We start from the raw sequence: 15,230 nt of genomic DNA, 5'->3' as shown, positions 1-15,230 counted from the left end.
CCGCGTGATCGGCGGGGTGCCCCCGGGGCCCCTTGCGGGCCTTCGGCGGAGGCCGGCGGCCGGTCCCGCCGTCCGGGTCCGCGGGGGCAGCGAGGTGCCCCCACGGCCGGGGCGGCGAACCGGTGGGAGGAGAACCGTCCCGGCGCGGGGGTCAGCCGCGCTGGGGCTTCGGTGACGTCGGGGCGCCCTCCGTGGCCGCGCCCTTGTCGGGGGCCTCCTGGAAGTCCACCTTCCGCATGTGCCGGTTCATGGACTTCATCAGGCCCCAGACGGCGAGGGCCATCACCGCGAAGACGATGAAGCCGAGGACGCCGGGGGTCACCTTGTTCTGGTCGACCTCGGCGAGGGGGACCAGGTGCGTCATTGCCAGGCTCGCGCTTGCGCTCATGTCAGGCATTGTCGCGGATGCCCGCAAAGAGGTCGTCCTCGGGGAGGGAGGTATCGACGAGGGACTTCGCGAGCTCGTACTCCTCGGTCGGCCAGACCGACCTCTGGATCTCCATCGGGACCCGGAACCAGCCACCGTCGGGGTCGATCTGCGTGGCGTGCGCGATCAGCGCCTTGTCGCGGATCTCGAAGAAGTCCGCGCAGGGCACATGCGTGGTCAGCGTGCGCTCGACGCGCTCGAACTCGTCCCAGCGCTTGAGCCACTCCCCGTAGGGGGACTCCAGGCCGTGCTCCAGCATCGCGTGGTGCAGGGCCTCGGTGCGCGGGCGGTTGAAGCCCTGGTTGTAGTACAGCTTCAGCGGCCGGTACGCCGGGCCGTACTCGCTCTCCGGGTACTTCTCGGTGTCCGTCGCCCCCTCGAACGCCACCATCGTGATCTTGTGGGTCATGATGTGGTCGGGGTGCGGGTAGCCGCCGTTCTCGTCATAGGTCGTGATCACCTGGGGACGGAACGCGCGGATCTTGCGGACCAGCTCACCGGCCGCCTTGTCCACGTCCTCCAGCGCGAAGCAGCCCTCGGGCAGCGGCGGCAGCGGGTCGCCCTCGGGCAGCCCCGAGTCGACGAAGCCCAGCCACTCCTGCTTGACGCCGAGGATCTCGCGCGCCTCGTCCATCTCCTTCTTGCGGACCTCGTGGATGTGCTCCTGGATGTAGGCGTCACCCTGGAGCTTGGGGTTGAGGATGGAGCCGCGCTCCCCGCCCGTGCAGGTCACGACCAGCACGTCCACCCCCTCGGACACGTACTTGGCCATCGTGGCCGCGCCCTTCGACGACTCGTCGTCGGGATGGGCGTGCACGGCCATCAGTCGCAGCTGCTCAGTCAAGACTCGATCCTCGTAGATGTCGGCGGCCGCCTGTGTCATACGGCTGCCCGGCTGTCATACGGCGCCCAGCGCCCCACGGCTGCCCGGTGTCATTCGGCATGGCGGGCGGCTTCTATAGTGACGGAATCGGGGGGCGAATAATTCCGGGACCCTGGACCTTGTCCGGTCTCACCCCTTTTCTTGCAGGCCGAGAGGACCACGATGAGCGACGCGGTACGGGCGAAGCTGCCCGAGGGCCGTTACGGCCGCTCCGCCGACGAGCGCGCGGACCGCACGCTGAAGATCGTGGGCTCCGTGCTCGGCGCGGCCCTTCTGGGGGTGGTCGGCTGGATCGGCTACGACTACATCACGGGGCAGAAGATCAGCGCCGAGGTGATCACCTTCAAGGTGGTCTCGGACCACGCGGTCGAGGCGCATCTGGAGGTCCGCAAGGACACGGACGTCAAGGGCTCCTGCACGCTGCGGTCGCGTACCGTGGACGGCACCGAGGTCGGACGCGCGGACTTCCGGTTCGACCAGCACTCGGGACGTATCGACAAGGTCGTCACACTGCGGACGACATCCCGCGGCACCAGCGCCGAGCTCATGGGGTGCCAGGCGGACTGACCATCCGCCACACTGACGTCTGCCGCACCGGCGTGCGGCACACAGGCGTACGTGTCGTGGAAAGCGTCACATGGGTCGTGACCTGCGTTGACGCAATTCTTATGGCTTATGTCCTCCCCTGGAAGCGCCTCAATTGTTAGGCTCGTGGTTTCGCCCACCCGTCAAGGAACATTCATTTGGGTAGGGCGACTTTGTATTCCCAGTACCGACGAGGAGCACCTGTGACCCAGACCAGCGAGAACGTCACCTGGCTGACCCAGGAGGCGTACAACCAGCTCAAGGCCGAGCTGGAGTACCTGTCTGGTCCCGCGCGCACTGAGATCGCCGCCAAGATCGCTGCTGCGCGCGAGGAGGGCGACCTGCGGGAGAACGGCGGGTACCACGCGGCCAAGGAGGAGCAGGGCAAGCAGGAGCTCCGCGTGCGCCAGCTGACCCAGCTCCTGGAGAAGGCGAAGGTGGGCGAGGCGCCGTCCGCGGACGGCGTGGTGGCCCCCGGCATGGTCGTGACCATCGCCTTCGACGGCGACGAGGACGACACCCTGACGTTCCTTCTCGCCTCGCGCGAATACGCGAGCGCCGACATCGAGACCTACTCGCCGCAGTCCCCGCTCGGCACCGGCGTGAACGGCAAGAAGATCGGCGAGGACGCGCAGTACGAGCTGCCGAACGGCAAGTTCGCCTCGGTGAAGATCCTTGAGGCCAAGCCCTACCAGGGCTGATCCCGGCAGCCCTGCCGGGCTGACCAGGAGGTTTCCTGTACGAAGCCCCCGGCGCCCCTCATCCGAGGGGGCCGGGGGCTTCGGCTTGCCGTCACCCCCACCCGGCCCGGGCCGTCCGGCGGGTCACGCGGTGGCGTGCGGCGCGGGCCGTCCGGCGGGTCAGGCCGTGGCGTTGCGGTACTTGCGGACCGCGAGGGTCCGGAAGGCCACCACGATCAGCAGCGACCAGATCAGCGAGGCCCATACGGCGTGCTGCATGGGCCACGCCGAGGAGTGCGACTGGCCCGGGCTGCCGAACAGCTCGCGGCAGGCCTCCACCGTCGCGCTGAACGGGTTCCAGTCGGCGATGTGCTGGAGCCAGGTCGGCATCCGCCCGGCGTCCACGAACGCGTTCGAGATGAACGTGACCGGGAACAGCCAGATCAGCCCGCCCGATGTGGCCGCCTCCGGGGTGCGCACGCTCAGGCCGATCAGCGCGCCGATCCAGGTGAACGCGTAGCCGAGCAGGAGCAGCAGTCCGAATGCGCCCAGCACCTTCCCCGCGTTCGCATCGGTGCGCCAGCCGACGAGCAGCGCGACGATCGCCAGCACCAGCAGGGTCAGCGCCGTCTGGACCAGGTCGGCGAGGGTGCGGCCGGTGAGGACCGCGCCGCGCGCCATGGGCAGCGAGCGGAACCGGTCGATGAGTCCCTTGTGCATGTCATCGGCGATTCCGGCGCCCGCGCCCGCGGTGGCGAAGGTGACGGTCTGCGCGAAGATGCCGGCCATCAGGAAGTTGCGGTAGGTGGCGGGGTCGGTGGTGCCGCCGATGTTCATGGAGCCGCCGAAGACGTAGCTGAACAGCACCACGAACATGATCGGCTGGATGAGCCCGAAGATGACCACCTCGGGGATGCGGGTCATCCGGATCAGATTGCGCTGCGCGACGACGAGGGAGTCCCGGACGGATCCGGTGATGCCGCCGCCGCCCCGCGGGGCGGGGGTGGGGCTCGCGCTCTGCGCGGTGTCGGTCACGGCGGTCACTTCACGGCCTCCTTCGTGCGCTTGTCGCCGCTCGTGGCGGCGTCGTCGGTGCCGCCGTCGCCGTTCGGGGTCTCCTCGGCCGCGTGGCCGGTGAGAGAGATGAACACGTCGTCGAGGGTCGGCCGGCGCAGGCCGATGTCGTCGATGCCGATCCCGCGCAGGTCCAGCTCGCGTATGACCTCGGCGAGCAGCTTGGCGCCGCCGGTGACCGGGACGGTCAGCCTGCGGGTGTGCCGGTCGGCGGTGACGGAGCCCTTGCCGAAGCCGGTGAGGACCTCGGCCGCGGGAGCCATGTGCTGCCGCTCGTGCACGACGACCTCGACGCGCTCGCCGCCGGTCTGTGCCTTGAGCTCGTCGGAGGTGCCGCGCGCGATGACGCGGCCGTGGTCGACGACGCAGATGTCGTGCGCGAGGTGGTCGGCCTCTTCGAGGTACTGCGTGGTCAGCAGCAGCGTCGTACCGCCCGCCACCAGTTCCTGGATGACCTCCCAGAGGGCCTGGCGGTTACGGGGGTCGAGGCCGGTGGTCGGCTCGTCCATGAACATCACCGGCGGCGAGACGACGAGCGCGGCCGCGAGGTCCAGGCGGCGCCGCATGCCGCCGGAGTACGTCTTGGTGATGCGGTCGGCGGCGTCCGCCAGGTGGAACCGCTCCAGCAGCTCGCTCGCGCGGGCCTTCGCCTGCTTCCCGCGCATCTGGTACAGCCGGCCGACCATCTGCAGGTTCTCGCGGCCGGTCAGATACTCGTCGACGGCCGCGAACTGGCCGGACAGGCCGATCGAGCGCCGCACCTCCGTGGGGTGCTCGAGGACGTCGATGCCCGCGACGACGGCCCTGCCGCTGTCGGGCCGCAGCAGCGTCGTCAGACAGCGGACCGCCGTGGTCTTGCCCGCACCGTTCGGCCCCAGAAGGCCCAGCACGGTGCCTTCGGGGACGTCGAGATCGACCCCGTCCAGAGCCCTGACGTCGCCGAACGTCTTCACCAGACCTTCGGCATGGATGGCGCCTGGCATGTTGCTTCACGCTCCCAATGCTGGCCGAGCCGTATATGATGAGGACCACAAAGTAACGCGATACATCGCGTTACTCAAGAGGTCGGTCACGGGCAAATCTGCAACGCCTTCGGGGGCCGCCGAGAAAGCGCGCACCGCCCCCGCGACGACGGCCCGCACATCCCCGGACCCGCCGGCGCACGGCCCCCGCGGCGGCGGCCGGCATCAGCGCCCCGCGTCGGCGCACCGCCTGCTCCGGACAACCCAACCACCCCCTGCGACGGCCGGTGCGGCCCTCATGGGCACCGCACCGGCCCGCCCTCAGTCGACCACCGTGAATCCCGCATCCCGCAGCGCCGCGCCCACCTCGGCGCAGTGCTCGGGCCCCTTCGTCTCCAGATTGAGCTCCACCTCGACCTCGGTGATCCCGAGCCGGGGGTCGGTGCGCACATGGCTCACGTCGAGAACATTGGCATCCGCCACCGACAACACCCCGAGAAGCCGCGCGAGCGCGCCGGGCCGGTCGGTCAGCCGCACCCGGACCGCGAGATAGCGCCCGGCCGCGGCCATGCCGTGCCGCAGGATGCGCTGCATCAGCAGCGGATCCAGATTGCCGCCGGACAGCAGCGCGACCACCGGCCCCTCGAACGTCCGCGGGGCGCTCAGCAGCGCCGCGACCGGGCTTGCGCCCGCGGGCTCGACGACCATCTTGGCGCGCTCCAGGCACAGCAGGAGCGCGGCGGCCAGCTCGTCCTCGGAGACCGTGCGCACATCGTCGAACAGCGACTCCACGATTGGGAACGGCACATCGCCGGGCCGCCCCACCTTGATCCCGTCCGCCATCGTCGCCGCAGTGTCGATCGCGACCGGGCGCCCGGCCCGGAGCGAGGGCGGATAGGCGGCAGAGCCCGCCGCCTGCACACCGATCAGCCGCACATCGGGCCGCAGCGTCTTCACCGCGACGGCGATGCCCGCCGCGAGCCCGCCGCCGCCGACACCGACCACGACCGTGCGCACCTCGGGGCACTGCTCCAGGATCTCCAGACCCACCGAACCCTGTCCGGCGATGATGTCGCGGTGGTCGAAGGGGTGGATGAACACGGCGCCCGTCTCGGCGGCGTACTCCTGCGCGGCGGCCAGCGTCTCGTCGACGACCTGACCATGCAGCCTCACCTCGGCGCCGTACTCCCGGGTGGCCGCAATCTTGGGCAGCGGAGCACCCACCGGCATGAACACGGTGGCGTGGACGCCGAGCAGTGAGGAGGCGAGGGCGACGCCCTGCGCGTGGTTGCCGGCACTGGCAGCGACGACCCCCGCGGCCCGCTCCTCGGGGAGCAGACCCGCGATGCGCACATAGGCGCCACGGAGCTTGAACGACCCGGTGCGCTGGAGGTTCTCGCACTTGAGGTGGACCGGGGCGCCCACGAGCCGGGAGAGGTGCCTGCTGCCCTCCATGGGGGTCACCCGTGCCACGCCCGAAAGCATCTTCTGGGCCCCTCGTACATCGTCGAGGGTGACCGCGGGAAAGGAGTCAGCCGTGCTGTAGCTCATGACGGCAAGTCTCGCAGCTCATGCCCCTCGTCTCCTGCCGGAGAACGGGTTTCGGCGGCCCCGGTACGACCCGTGCCCGAGCCGCGTACCCTGTTCCCCCGACCCTCCACCCACGCACGAAGTGAGCCCCCGGCGATGCCCACTACACCGGAAATGTCGATGGACATGACGACCGCCGGAGACTCCGGCCTCCTGGACACGCTGCAGCACGAGGTCGCCGTCTTCGCACGGCGCGCCGAACAGACCCGGCTCGGCGGGGTCGGGCAGGTGCGCAACTCCATGGACCGCGCCGCCTACCTGCTCCTCAACAGGCTCGACAAGGAAGGCCCGATGGGCGTCAAGGCGCTCGCCGCGAGCATGGGCATCGACTCGTCGACGGTGACCCGGCAGGTCGCGCCGCTCGTCGACACCGGGCTCGTGAAGCGGACCTCGCACCCCGAGGACGGCCGTGCGGTGGTGCTTCAGCTGTCGCCGCGCGGGCAGGCCCGGCTCGACGAGGTCCGCGCCTCGCGCCGCGAGCTGATGGCACAGCTGACGGGGGACTGGGCGCCCGAGGAGCGCGAGCAGTTCTGTGCGCTCCTGACGCGCTTCAACTCTGCGCTGTCCGCGCGCCAGGCCGGCCATCCGATGCCGTCGGACTCCTGACCCGGACGTGCCGGGACGGCGTGGCCCCGCCGATGCGGGCTCCCCGCCGGGGACGACGCCCCGGCCCCTGAGCCGGGCCGGACGGTCCACGCCGCCGGTCATCGCCCACGGTGCCACCGGGCGCATGCCCGGACCGGGCGGGCGGTGCTCGGACCCCTGACCGGGATGCACCGCGCGGCGCCGCCCGACTCCTGAGCCGGGTCCGCACGATCCCGCGCCGCGGGTCATCACCCTTCGCCGCCGGTCAGCACTCTTCGCCGCCGGTCGGCACCCTTCGCCACCGGTCCGGCGCCCGACCGGACCCCGGCCACCACCTCACCGCCGGTCCTCCCGCCCACCGGGACGGGTCGGCCGCTCCCCCTCGCCGACCGGGCCCCTGACCCGGGTCGTGTCGGTCTCGTTGCACGTCGAGCTCTTGACCTGGGCCCGCGCCTGACCTCATATGAGGTTCAACGGTTCAGCCGGGAGGCGCGGTGGGAGAACGGCGTGCGTTCCAAGACGCCCGCCGGGCCCGCGAGTTCGAGGCATTCGTCGCGGGCGCGGCCGGCCGGCTGCTGCATGCGGCGACGCTCCTCACGGCGGAGCCGCCGGACGACAACCCCCGCGCGCGGCGGCTGCTGACCACGACGCTCGCCCACACCTACGCGGGGTGGGACCGGCTGCGCGGCGAGGACCCGTACGACAGGGCCCGTCAGCAGCTCGCGCTGCGCTTCGCCCGCGGGGCCTGGCACGAACGCCGCCCCCGGACCCGGTCCTGCGGCGGCCTGCTGGAACGGCTCGGTCCGCAGGAGCGTCTGGTCCTCGTCCTGCGGATGTACGAGGGCGTCGCCGAGGAACAGACGGCCGCCCTGCTCGGGCTGCCCGCCGAGCGGGTGCGCGCGATCTGCTCGCGCGCGACCTCCCTGCTGCTGCACCAGCCCCGAGGGCCCGCGCCCGCCGCTGCGGAGGTGGCTCCGCCGTAGGACCACGGCTGGATGCGTACGGACGGCTCGGGGAGGCAGCCGATGGCACAGTTCGACCGCAGGGAGGCGACCGTCCGGCGGCTCCTGGAGAGCACTCCCCCGACGGTGCCGCCTGAGGTGTACGCGGAGGCGGTACGCCGCGGCGGGCGACTGCTGCGCCGCCGCACCGTGGCGCGGCGCATCGGCTGGCTGCTCCTGCTGGCGCTGGCCGTGGCCTTCGTGGTGTGGGCCTCGATGGCCCGGCCGTGGGTGGTGCCGCCGTCCGACACCACCCCACCCCTGACCGGCTGGTAGCACCCGGCGGACGGTCCCTCGCCCCCGGTCGACCGAAGGCACCGAAGGACCCTGCCGGAGGCACTCGGGCCGGACCGGCCGGTCAGTCCGCATCGCATGATCTGCCGAAAGTCCGGGCCGGGCGCCCGCCGACGGCCCGGCCGGGCGCCCCGCCTCAGCTCCTAGCCCAGGGCCTGCTGAAGGTCCGCGAGGAGGTCGTCGATGTTCTCGATGCCCACCGAGAGGCGCACCAGGTCGCCCGGGACCTCCAGTGCGGAGCCGACCACGGACGCGTGCGTCATGCGCCCGGGGTGCTCGATCAGCGACTCGACGCCGCCCAGGGACTCGCCGAGCGTGAACACCTTGGTGCGGTTGCACACCTCGACGGCCGCCTCCTCGCCGCCCTCGACCTGGAAGGAGACCATGCCGCCGAACGCCCTCATCTGCTTGGCGGCCGTCTCGTGACCGGGGTGCTCCGGAAGACCCGGGTACAGCACGCGGGTCACGCGCGGGTGCCGGGTCAGCATCTCGGCGATCCGGGTCGCGTTCTCGGTGTGGCGGTCCATGCGCACGGCGAGGGTCTTGATGCCGCGCAGCACCAGCCACGAGTCGAACGGTCCCGCCACCGCGCCCATGGCGTTCTGGTGGAAGGCCAGCTCCTCGCCGAGCGCCGCGTCGCGCACGACGAGGGCGCCGCCGACCACGTCGGAGTGACCGCCCATGTACTTCGTCAGGGAGTGCACGACGACGTCCGCGCCGAGAGCCAGCGGCTGCTGGAGGTACGGGCTGGCGAAGGTGTTGTCGACGACGAGGCGGGCGCCGGCCTCACCGGCGATCTGCGCCATCGCGGCGATGTCGGTGATGCCCAGCAGCGGGTTCGACGGGGTCTCCACCCAGATCGCCTTGGTCCGCGGGGTGATCGCGGCACGGACGGCGGCCGGGTCGCTGGTGTCCGCGACGGACCACTCGACGCCCCACCGCGTCACGACCTTGGCGAAGAGGCGGAACGTGCCGCCGTACGCGTCGTTCGGGATGACCACGTGGTCGCCCGGGCTGAGCAGCGTCCGCAGGAGGCAGTCCTCGGCGGCCAGTCCGGACGCGAAGGCGAGCCCGCGGCTGCCCCCCTCCAGTGCGGCGAGGTTCTCCTCCAGCGCGGTCCTGGTCGGGTTGGCGCTGCGGCTGTACTCGTAGCCGCCGCGGAGCCCGCCCACGCCGTCCTGCTTGTAGGTGGACGTCTGGTAGATCGGCGGGACCACCGCGCCGGTCAGGGCGTCCGGGGTGTTGCCCGCGTGGATCGCCACGGTCTCGAAGCTGTGCCTGTTATGCGAGTCGCTCATGTGTCCCGAGCGTAGTGCCGTGACGGGCTTCATGACGCCGATCGGCCGGGCCGCTCCGTGACAGGTTCGCCAATTGTCGGACCCGTCTGGTTCGCTTGAGCCATGGAAATTCTCTGGGCCCTGATCGCCGTGATCATGCTGGGGGCGGTTCTCACGCCGTTCGTGCTGCGCAGGCGCGGCGCGATCCGGCTGGTCGGCCCGGGCGCACCGGACGCCGCGGACCCCGCGGCCTACGGGTTCGCACGCCAGGAGGAGCTGGACGTGCGCATGCCCGGACCGGACCAGGACCTGCTGGACGTCCTCGACGTGGTGCAGCGCTCGCAGGACTACCGCGCGGCCTCGCAGCTGCTCGCGGGCACCGAGGTACACGGGGAGCTGCGCTGGCAGCGGGTGCAGGCCTTCGCGGGCGCGGCGTCGCTGGAGCTGGCCCGGCGGCCCGGCGGGGTCGGCGAGGTCCCGGGCGGGCAGTGGCTGCGGGTGTGGCGGGCCGAGGATCCGAAGGACGCGGGCGGTGCGCTCGTGCACGCGGAGTTCCTGGTGCAGCAGGCCTGGCGCACCTCGGCCGCCGGCACCGACGAGTTCCGGATCATCCTGGAGGAGGCGCGCAACGCCTGCGCGGAAGCGGCCCTGTTGTCGCCCGGCGACCCGATCCCGTACATCGTCGAGCTCTCCATCGCGCGTGGACTGACGTATCCGCGCGAGGAGTTCGAGCAGCTGTGGCTGAAGATCCTGGACCGGGCCCCGGCGCACATGGGGGCGCATCTGGCGGCGCTGCACTACTGGTGCGAGAAGTGGCACGGCTCCCGCGATCTCGCCTCCGCCTTCGCGGAGGCCGCGGCGGCCCGGGCCCCGCGCGGCTCCCTGCTCTCGGCCCTGCCCCTCTTCGCGGTGTACGAGCATCTGCCCGAGGTGCAGCTGGTGCGGAGCTTCTACCAGAGCGAGGTCGTCACCAAGGCCGTCGAGGGTGCCCTCTTCGCCGTCCACTCCGCGCGCGCGGACGACCCCATGCTGGCGCATGTACGCCATCTGCTGCTCTTCTTCCTGGTCCGCTGCGAGCGCTGGGGCGAGGCCATGGACCAGATCGTGCACATCGACGGCCACGTGGGCGCCCTGCCGTGGACCCTCGCGCAGGACCCGGCGGCGGACTACGCGGTGTTCCGCGCCCTGGCGGTCGCGGGCTACGAGGCGAACGGCGGCAGCCCGGCGACGCTGCCCCACTGAGTCCCGGCGGCGGCGCGGACATCCGGCGCCGCCACCGGTGACAGGGGGCGCCGCCGCGCCGCCGGTGATCACGGCGCCGCCGGGGCCGCGGGGGACGTCCCCGATCCGCGGCGGGGCAGCCGTTCTCCCCGACGGGTCCACCTGCGGAATTCGTGGGGGCGGCCGCACGTTGTGGGAGTACGCACCCCAGCCGGGGGCGTTCGAGGAGGGCCGAGGAGAAGCAATGTTCCTGCACAGCCGTACGCCGCAGCTGCCGACCCCCGAGCAGGCTCTGAAGGGCCGCCCGGAACCGTCCTTCTCGGTCCCCGAGCGCCACACCGTCCTCGGCAACCCGCTCCAGGGCCCCTATCCGGCGGGCCTGGAGGTCGCCGACTTCGCCCTGGGCTGTTTCTGGGGTGCCGAGCGCAAGTTCTGGCAGACGGACGGCGTCTGGACGACCCTGGTCGGCTACCAGGGCGGCGTCACGCCGAACCCGACGTACGACGAGGTCTGCTCGGGCCTCACGGGCCACACGGAGGTGGTCCGGGTGGTCTACGACCCGCGGAAGGTGTCCTACGAGTCGCTCCTGAAGCTCTTCTGGGAGTCCCACGACCCGACGCAGGGCTTCCGCCAGGGCAATGACGTGGGCACCCAGTACCGCTCCGCGATCTACACCCACACCCCCGCCCAGGCCGCCGCCGCCGAGGCCTCCCGGGCGTCCTACCAGAACGTCCTGACCACGTCGGGCTACGGCACCATCTCCACCGAGATCCTCCCCGCGGAGGGCCGCCCCCTGTTCCCTGCGGAGGCGTACCACCAGCAGTACCTCGACAAGAACCCGGCGGGGTACTGCGGGATCGGCGGGACGGGCGTGTCCTGCCCGATCGGTGTCGCCCGCGCCGAGGGCTGACACAGAGCCGGATGGGCTTCAGAACCTACGCGCGCAGGGTGCGCGACGAGCAGTTGCCGCTCTCCCGACGGCACACGGCACTGAGGTGTGCCGTCGGGCACTACGCCCCGCTCGGCTTCAACGCGACGTGGGCCTACCTCGCCGCGACCGCGTGCCCCGCCCCCGATCTGCGCAGAGATCCCGCGGCCCTGCTGCGCGCGCTGGACACCCTGGAAACCAGCCGCGCCGTCCGGCTCAACGAGGTCGAAGCCTTCACCGCGCGACGTCATGCGGAGAAGGCGGCAGGCAGGCGGACCCCGCGGGCAGCCGACACGGCAGGCCTGCGCGGCCCCCGCTGGCCCAGCAGTACGGAGCCCTCTCGACTGGGCCTCGTCGCGGCCGTGGCGAACCGCCACACCGCGTTCCAGCAGTTCCCCCACCCCGACGAGACGCTCTGCCGGGACAGCCAGTCACGACAACTCGCCGACCTGCACGCCCGCCTCGACGGCTTCGCGACGTCCTACCTCACGGGCCTCGGCCACATGGACAGGCCGACGCAGGAGGCCCTGGCGGACACCGTCAACGGAATCCGCAGCCATGTCCGACCGGGCTACGCACCGCTGAACATGTACCTGCTTTCCTGGCTGCGCTTCGCGGACCTCCTCACGTACACCGCGAAGGTCTCCCTCGGCGATTGACGACAGGCACCGACAGCGCCTTTCGAGTCGAACAGCGAGACCTCGGGCGGGCGCTGACGCAGCGACGCCACGGCTCGTGCGGCGAGAGCGACGAGACACAGGCATACGGTCGCGTCGGCAAGGAACTCGACGATGCGAAGGGAGCCCTTCGGTGAGCCACAGCACCGCGCCGTGCGAGGAACGGCAGGACACGGCAGGCGTCTGCGTACCGGACCGAGCCGCGACGGTGTTCTGTGCTGCGCTCCTCGTCGCAGGCCACCTGGCGACCGGGTTCGTGACGGTGACCGCGTACATGATCTCGCCTGCCGGTCCCTGGGACACCGAGTCGGTCGCCCACTCAGGTTTCGCCGCGGGTCTCGCGATCGCGCTCGCCACGGTGGCGGCACTGCTGACGCTGCTCTTCCTGAAGGCGGAGTGGCTGGCGCGCCGTTGGTGGTACGCCCCTCCCGTCCTCCTGGCCGCAGCGGCGCTGTTGCGTCTGACAGTGCTGGCCCCGGAAGTCTGAGGGCAGGGGACCACTTCGCTGCTCGCCGCCATGCGGGGAGGGCAGCCGGCCGAGGAAGGCCGCGGGCGCCCGTGCCCGCGGGGGCACGCTCAACGGTCGGCCCCGCCCGCGGGCGCCGCCGCCCACGGACTGCCACCGGATTCAGCGCTCTCCGGGAGCCTCGATGGTGAGGATGCGGTCGCGCAGGACGGGGAGTTCGGAACGGATCCGGGCGACCTGGGCCATGTCGAAGTCCACCGTCACCGTCTCCTCTGCGGTGCGGGCCTCGCCCAGGACGGTTCCCCACGGGTCCACGACCACGCTGTGCCCGGCCTGCTCCATACCGCCATGGGTACCCGCCGCGCAGCAGGCCAGCAGGAAGACCTGCTCCTCCAGGGCCCTCGTGCGCGTGAGGAGCTGCCAATGGCCGAGGCGCGCCGCGGGCCACGCGGCGGGCACCACGATCAGCTCCGCGCCCGCATCGAGCAGGCCCCGGAAGAGTTCGGGGAAGCGGAGGTCGTAGCAGATGGCGAGGCCGATCGCACCGAAGTCGGTGGGCACGGTGACGATGTCGTGGCCGCCGCCCATCAGGGTCGCCTCACCGGTGTCGAAGCCGTATCGATGGATTTTGCGGTAGCGGCCCCGCAGGTCGCCGTCCCGGTCGAAGAGGAGAGCGGTGTTGTACAGCGTCCCGTCCCCGTCCCGCTCGACGATCGATCCGGCGTGGAGCCACGCCCCGGCCTGGCGAGCAGCTGCGGACATGACCTCGGTTGTCGGGCCGTCGATCCCTTCGGCGTCGCGCCCCCAGCGGTCGTACGACCAGGCGCCGGCCGTCCACAGTTCCGGCAGGACCACCAGATCGTCACCCGTCCGGCCGCGGACCAGCGAAGCCGCCCTGTGGCGGCGCTCGTCGGCGGAGTCCGACGCGTCCACGGACAGCTGTATCAGCGAGGCACGCATGGCTGTCACCTCCGGGACCGTGTCCGCACGGTCCAAGGAATGCCTTCCCTACGAGCGTAGGGAGCCACCTGCCCATCTCGCGTCCCGTGCGAGGACGGCCGCCGTCCGGGCGCGGCCCGTCGGCGGCGCCGTCAGGCACACGGAGATGACCCGCGCGATCCTGCGCGGCGCGCTGCGGGCCCAGATCCCGTATGCGCGGGTCGTGGGAAGGTGCCGGTGTGGCTGCGCGACCGTCGACGTGGCGGTGGACCGCACGGCTGTGCCGCCGGCTCCGGCACACAGGAACCCGGTCGCGGACGCCCGGTACGTCGAACCGGCCGACGCAGGCGTCATCGTCTTCACGGACGGCGGGTATCTCTCGCTCCTGGAGATCTGCACGGTGTCCAGCAAGCCGGTCACCGAATGGCCGGAGCCGCGCTTCGTCCCGGACTCGTGACCGACCGGCGGCACCCGCCGGGGCGGCGCTTGTGCGCCCGACGCTGCCGGCGCCCGGCGGCCGCGGTCCCCGGCATTCCCGGGCCCGACGGTTCGCCGTCCGCAGAGCCGGGTTCACCGAAGCGGACGGGCCGGAGCCGCGCTTCGCATGCGGTGAGGGCCCCGGGTCAGGGCTCCTTCGGCGAGCGGAGGTGGGCGAGCTGCCGGCGGGCCGAGCGCCAGTGCGAGCGCATCTGCTCGACCACGGTGTCCCACTGGCGGCGGACCTCGTCGTCGGGCGGGCGCTCGCCGCGGCGGATCCGGACGAGTTCCTCGAGCACCTCACGCCCGAGCGTGGCCGAGCCCACGACGACGAGCATCACGCCGAAGAGCGCCGAGAGCATCGCGAAGACGGCGCCCACCGCGCCGTAGCGCGAGGCGTAGGACGTGAACAGGCGCGGCAGGTAGACCGTCGCCCCGATCGAGAAGGCCGCGACCAGGACGGCCCCGATGGCCCCGAACGGCAGAAGGTCCCGCCAGGCGATCCGCTTCGCGGACAGGACCCAGCCGCTCCAGACGAAGAACACCGCCGTCAGCGGCGCTTCGACGAGGGACGCCACCAGTTCGAGGCGCCCGTGGCCGAGGGCGGCGTGGATCCAGCTGCTCGCCAGCAGGTACACGACGAAGGACAGGACCCACTTCAGGCCGTTCACGGTGTTCCGCACGCTGAGCGGCTTGAGCTCCCAGGTCTGCTCGAACAGCCGCTGCGCCGCCCGTGTGAAGCTCAGTACCGAGATCATCAGGAGCAGGGTCCCGAGGATGCCGCCGCCCGGGCTCGAATCGGCGCTCGGCGAGAAGACGTCCCTGACCGCTTCGGCTCCGCTGCCCGTGAGGTCGTAGCGGTCGACGACGCGGTCGGCGATGTCCTTGGCCCCGACGTGGGAGGAGACGATTCCGCAGAGGATCGCGAAGGGGATCGTCGCGGTCAGCGCGCTGGAGGCCAGCGCCATCGAGCGGTCGAAGCCCACGATGCGCTGGAAGCGGTTGACGACGCGCAGCGCGAACGCCGGACGCAGCCAGAACGTCAGCGTTCTGATGACGCGTTCGCGTCTGCCCTGTGCCGGTTTCCCCTGCGAGGGCTCGGGAGTCAGCGACAACGGGATCGTCGTCCCCCGGGGCGCTCGGGGCGTCCGTGGTGCTCCGGGA

18 protein-coding genes are annotated in these 15,230 nt (G+C 71.7%); 10 read left to right on the top strand and 8 right to left on the bottom strand.

Features of this window, described 5'->3' with window-relative positions; translation table 11 throughout:
- Positions 1–151: 151 nt before the first annotated feature.
- Together ACWCP6_RS05145 and mca are read right to left on the bottom strand one after the other, a co-directional pair.
- Positions 152–397 (bottom strand): hypothetical protein, encoded by a 246-nt coding sequence (locus ACWCP6_RS05145; RefSeq protein ID WP_450930940.1) that lies wholly within the window; start codon positions 395–397, stop codon positions 152–154.
- Positions 390–1,271, bottom strand: a complete 882-nt coding sequence (mca, locus tag ACWCP6_RS05140) for a mycothiol conjugate amidase Mca (RefSeq protein ID WP_450930939.1) — start codon at positions 1,269–1,271, stop codon at positions 390–392. The genes ACWCP6_RS05145 and mca overlap by 8 nt, the downstream gene beginning before the upstream one ends.
- Before the next feature lie 201 nt (positions 1,272–1,472).
- On the opposite strand from mca, the gene ACWCP6_RS05135 reads away from it, so the two are divergent.
- Both ACWCP6_RS05135 and greA read left to right on the top strand, forming a co-directional pair.
- Positions 1,473–1,877: a DUF4307 domain-containing protein gene (locus tag ACWCP6_RS05135; protein ID WP_450930938.1), complete on the top strand. Its 405-nt coding sequence runs from the start codon at positions 1,473–1,475 to the stop codon at positions 1,875–1,877.
- A gap of 221 nt (positions 1,878–2,098) precedes the next feature.
- Positions 2,099–2,596: a transcription elongation factor GreA gene (gene greA / locus ACWCP6_RS05130; protein WP_450930937.1), complete on the top strand. Its 498-nt coding sequence runs from the start codon at positions 2,099–2,101 to the stop codon at positions 2,594–2,596.
- Positions 2,597–2,755: 159 nt separating this feature from the next.
- Here greA and ACWCP6_RS05125 read toward each other — a convergent pair whose 3' ends face one another.
- The 3 genes from ACWCP6_RS05125 to ilvA all read right to left on the bottom strand — a co-directional run bounded on the left by ACWCP6_RS05125 (position 2,756) and on the right by ilvA (position 6,162).
- A complete protein-coding gene (locus ACWCP6_RS05125; protein ID WP_450930936.1) occupies positions 2,756–3,619 on the bottom strand; it encodes an ABC transporter permease in 864 nt (287 codons plus the stop codon).
- On the bottom strand, positions 3,616–4,632 hold the full coding sequence (locus ACWCP6_RS05120) for an ATP-binding cassette domain-containing protein (protein ID WP_450930935.1): 1,017 nt from the start codon (positions 4,630–4,632) through the stop codon (positions 3,616–3,618). Before ACWCP6_RS05120 ends, ACWCP6_RS05125 begins: the two co-directional genes overlap by 4 nt.
- A 300-nt stretch (positions 4,633–4,932) precedes the next feature.
- Complete coding sequence (gene ilvA, locus ACWCP6_RS05115; protein ID WP_450930934.1) at positions 4,933–6,162, bottom strand: threonine ammonia-lyase; 1,230 nt, start codon at positions 6,160–6,162, stop codon at positions 4,933–4,935.
- A 153-nt stretch (positions 6,163–6,315) separates the two neighbouring features.
- On the opposite strand from ilvA, the gene ACWCP6_RS05110 reads away from it, so the two are divergent.
- The 3 genes from ACWCP6_RS05110 to ACWCP6_RS05100 all read left to right on the top strand — a co-directional run bounded on the left by ACWCP6_RS05110 (position 6,316) and on the right by ACWCP6_RS05100 (position 8,063).
- Positions 6,316–6,807, top strand: a complete 492-nt coding sequence (locus tag ACWCP6_RS05110) for a MarR family winged helix-turn-helix transcriptional regulator (RefSeq protein WP_450931114.1) — start codon at positions 6,316–6,318, stop codon at positions 6,805–6,807.
- A 473-nt stretch (positions 6,808–7,280) separates the two neighbouring features.
- The gene (locus ACWCP6_RS05105) at positions 7,281–7,769 is read left to right on the top strand and encodes a sigma factor-like helix-turn-helix DNA-binding protein (RefSeq protein ID WP_450930933.1); all 489 of its coding nucleotides are present in this window, start codon (positions 7,281–7,283) and stop codon (positions 7,767–7,769) included.
- 42 nt (positions 7,770–7,811) lie between these two features.
- Entirely contained in the window at positions 7,812–8,063 is a 252-nt protein-coding gene (locus tag ACWCP6_RS05100; RefSeq protein ID WP_450930932.1) for a hypothetical protein, read from the top strand.
- Between the two features lie 161 nt (positions 8,064–8,224).
- Here ACWCP6_RS05100 and ACWCP6_RS05095 read toward each other — a convergent pair whose 3' ends face one another.
- A complete protein-coding gene (locus ACWCP6_RS05095) occupies positions 8,225–9,379 on the bottom strand; it encodes a cystathionine gamma-synthase (RefSeq protein WP_450930931.1) in 1,155 nt (384 codons plus the stop codon).
- 102 nt (positions 9,380–9,481) lie between these two features.
- Here ACWCP6_RS05095 and ACWCP6_RS05090 point away from each other — a divergent pair, with 102 nt between their 5' ends.
- The 4 genes from ACWCP6_RS05090 (at position 9,482) to ACWCP6_RS05075 (ending at position 12,671) form a co-directional block, all read left to right on the top strand.
- On the top strand, positions 9,482–10,600 hold the full coding sequence (locus ACWCP6_RS05090) for a hypothetical protein (RefSeq protein WP_450930930.1): 1,119 nt from the start codon (positions 9,482–9,484) through the stop codon (positions 10,598–10,600).
- A 223-nt stretch (positions 10,601–10,823) separates the two neighbouring features.
- Entirely contained in the window at positions 10,824–11,489 is a 666-nt protein-coding gene (gene msrA, locus ACWCP6_RS05085; protein ID WP_450930929.1) for a peptide-methionine (S)-S-oxide reductase MsrA, read from the top strand.
- An 11-nt stretch (positions 11,490–11,500) separates the two neighbouring features.
- A complete protein-coding gene (locus tag ACWCP6_RS05080; RefSeq protein WP_450930928.1) occupies positions 11,501–12,166 on the top strand; it encodes a hypothetical protein in 666 nt (221 codons plus the stop codon).
- Positions 12,167–12,317: 151 nt separating this feature from the next.
- Positions 12,318–12,671: a hypothetical protein gene (locus ACWCP6_RS05075; RefSeq protein ID WP_450930927.1), complete on the top strand. Its 354-nt coding sequence runs from the start codon at positions 12,318–12,320 to the stop codon at positions 12,669–12,671.
- A 141-nt stretch (positions 12,672–12,812) separates the two neighbouring features.
- On the opposite strand, the gene ACWCP6_RS05070 is transcribed toward ACWCP6_RS05075, so the two are convergent.
- Complete coding sequence (locus ACWCP6_RS05070) at positions 12,813–13,610, bottom strand: carbon-nitrogen family hydrolase (protein ID WP_450930926.1); 798 nt, start codon at positions 13,608–13,610, stop codon at positions 12,813–12,815.
- Between the two features lie 145 nt (positions 13,611–13,755).
- Between ACWCP6_RS05070 and ACWCP6_RS05065 the strand changes: the two genes are divergently transcribed.
- Positions 13,756–14,046 (top strand): hypothetical protein, encoded by a 291-nt coding sequence (locus ACWCP6_RS05065; protein WP_450930925.1) that lies wholly within the window; start codon positions 13,756–13,758, stop codon positions 14,044–14,046.
- A 166-nt stretch (positions 14,047–14,212) separates the two neighbouring features.
- On the opposite strand, the gene ACWCP6_RS05060 is transcribed toward ACWCP6_RS05065, so the two are convergent.
- On the bottom strand, positions 14,213–15,181 hold the full coding sequence (locus tag ACWCP6_RS05060) for a YhjD/YihY/BrkB family envelope integrity protein (RefSeq protein WP_450930924.1): 969 nt from the start codon (positions 15,179–15,181) through the stop codon (positions 14,213–14,215).
- Positions 15,182–15,230: the final 49 nt, after the last annotated feature.

This window comes from Streptomyces sp. NPDC002004 (genome assembly GCF_053593975.1).
This window is presented reverse-complemented; position numbering and strand designations above follow the sequence as displayed.

Bases quoted from the DNA above. Each gene is read 5' to 3' on its own strand.
- ACWCP6_RS05145 (WP_450930940.1), bottom strand. From the start codon at position 397: ATGCCTGACATGAGCGCAAGCGCGAGCCTGGCAATGACGCACCTGGTC.
- ACWCP6_RS05135 (WP_450930938.1), top strand. From the start codon at position 1,473: ATGAGCGACGCGGTACGGGCGAAGCTGCCCGAGGGCCGTTACGGCCGC.
- ACWCP6_RS05120 (WP_450930935.1), bottom strand. From the start codon at position 4,632: ATGCCAGGCGCCATCCATGCCGAAGGTCTGGTGAAGACGTTCGGCGAC.
- ilvA (WP_450930934.1), bottom strand. From the start codon at position 6,162: ATGAGCTACAGCACGGCTGACTCCTTTCCCGCGGTCACCCTCGACGAT.
- ACWCP6_RS05110 (WP_450931114.1), top strand. From the start codon at position 6,316: ATGTCGATGGACATGACGACCGCCGGAGACTCCGGCCTCCTGGACACG.
- ACWCP6_RS05100 (WP_450930932.1), top strand. From the start codon at position 7,812: ATGGCACAGTTCGACCGCAGGGAGGCGACCGTCCGGCGGCTCCTGGAG.
- ACWCP6_RS05095 (WP_450930931.1), bottom strand. From the start codon at position 9,379: ATGAGCGACTCGCATAACAGGCACAGCTTCGAGACCGTGGCGATCCAC.
- ACWCP6_RS05090 (WP_450930930.1), top strand. From the start codon at position 9,482: ATGGAAATTCTCTGGGCCCTGATCGCCGTGATCATGCTGGGGGCGGTT.
- msrA (WP_450930929.1), top strand. From the start codon at position 10,824: ATGTTCCTGCACAGCCGTACGCCGCAGCTGCCGACCCCCGAGCAGGCT.
- ACWCP6_RS05080 (WP_450930928.1), top strand. From the start codon at position 11,501: ATGGGCTTCAGAACCTACGCGCGCAGGGTGCGCGACGAGCAGTTGCCG.
- ACWCP6_RS05070 (WP_450930926.1), bottom strand. From the start codon at position 13,610: ATGCGTGCCTCGCTGATACAGCTGTCCGTGGACGCGTCGGACTCCGCC.
- ACWCP6_RS05065 (WP_450930925.1), top strand. From the start codon at position 13,756: ATGACCCGCGCGATCCTGCGCGGCGCGCTGCGGGCCCAGATCCCGTAT.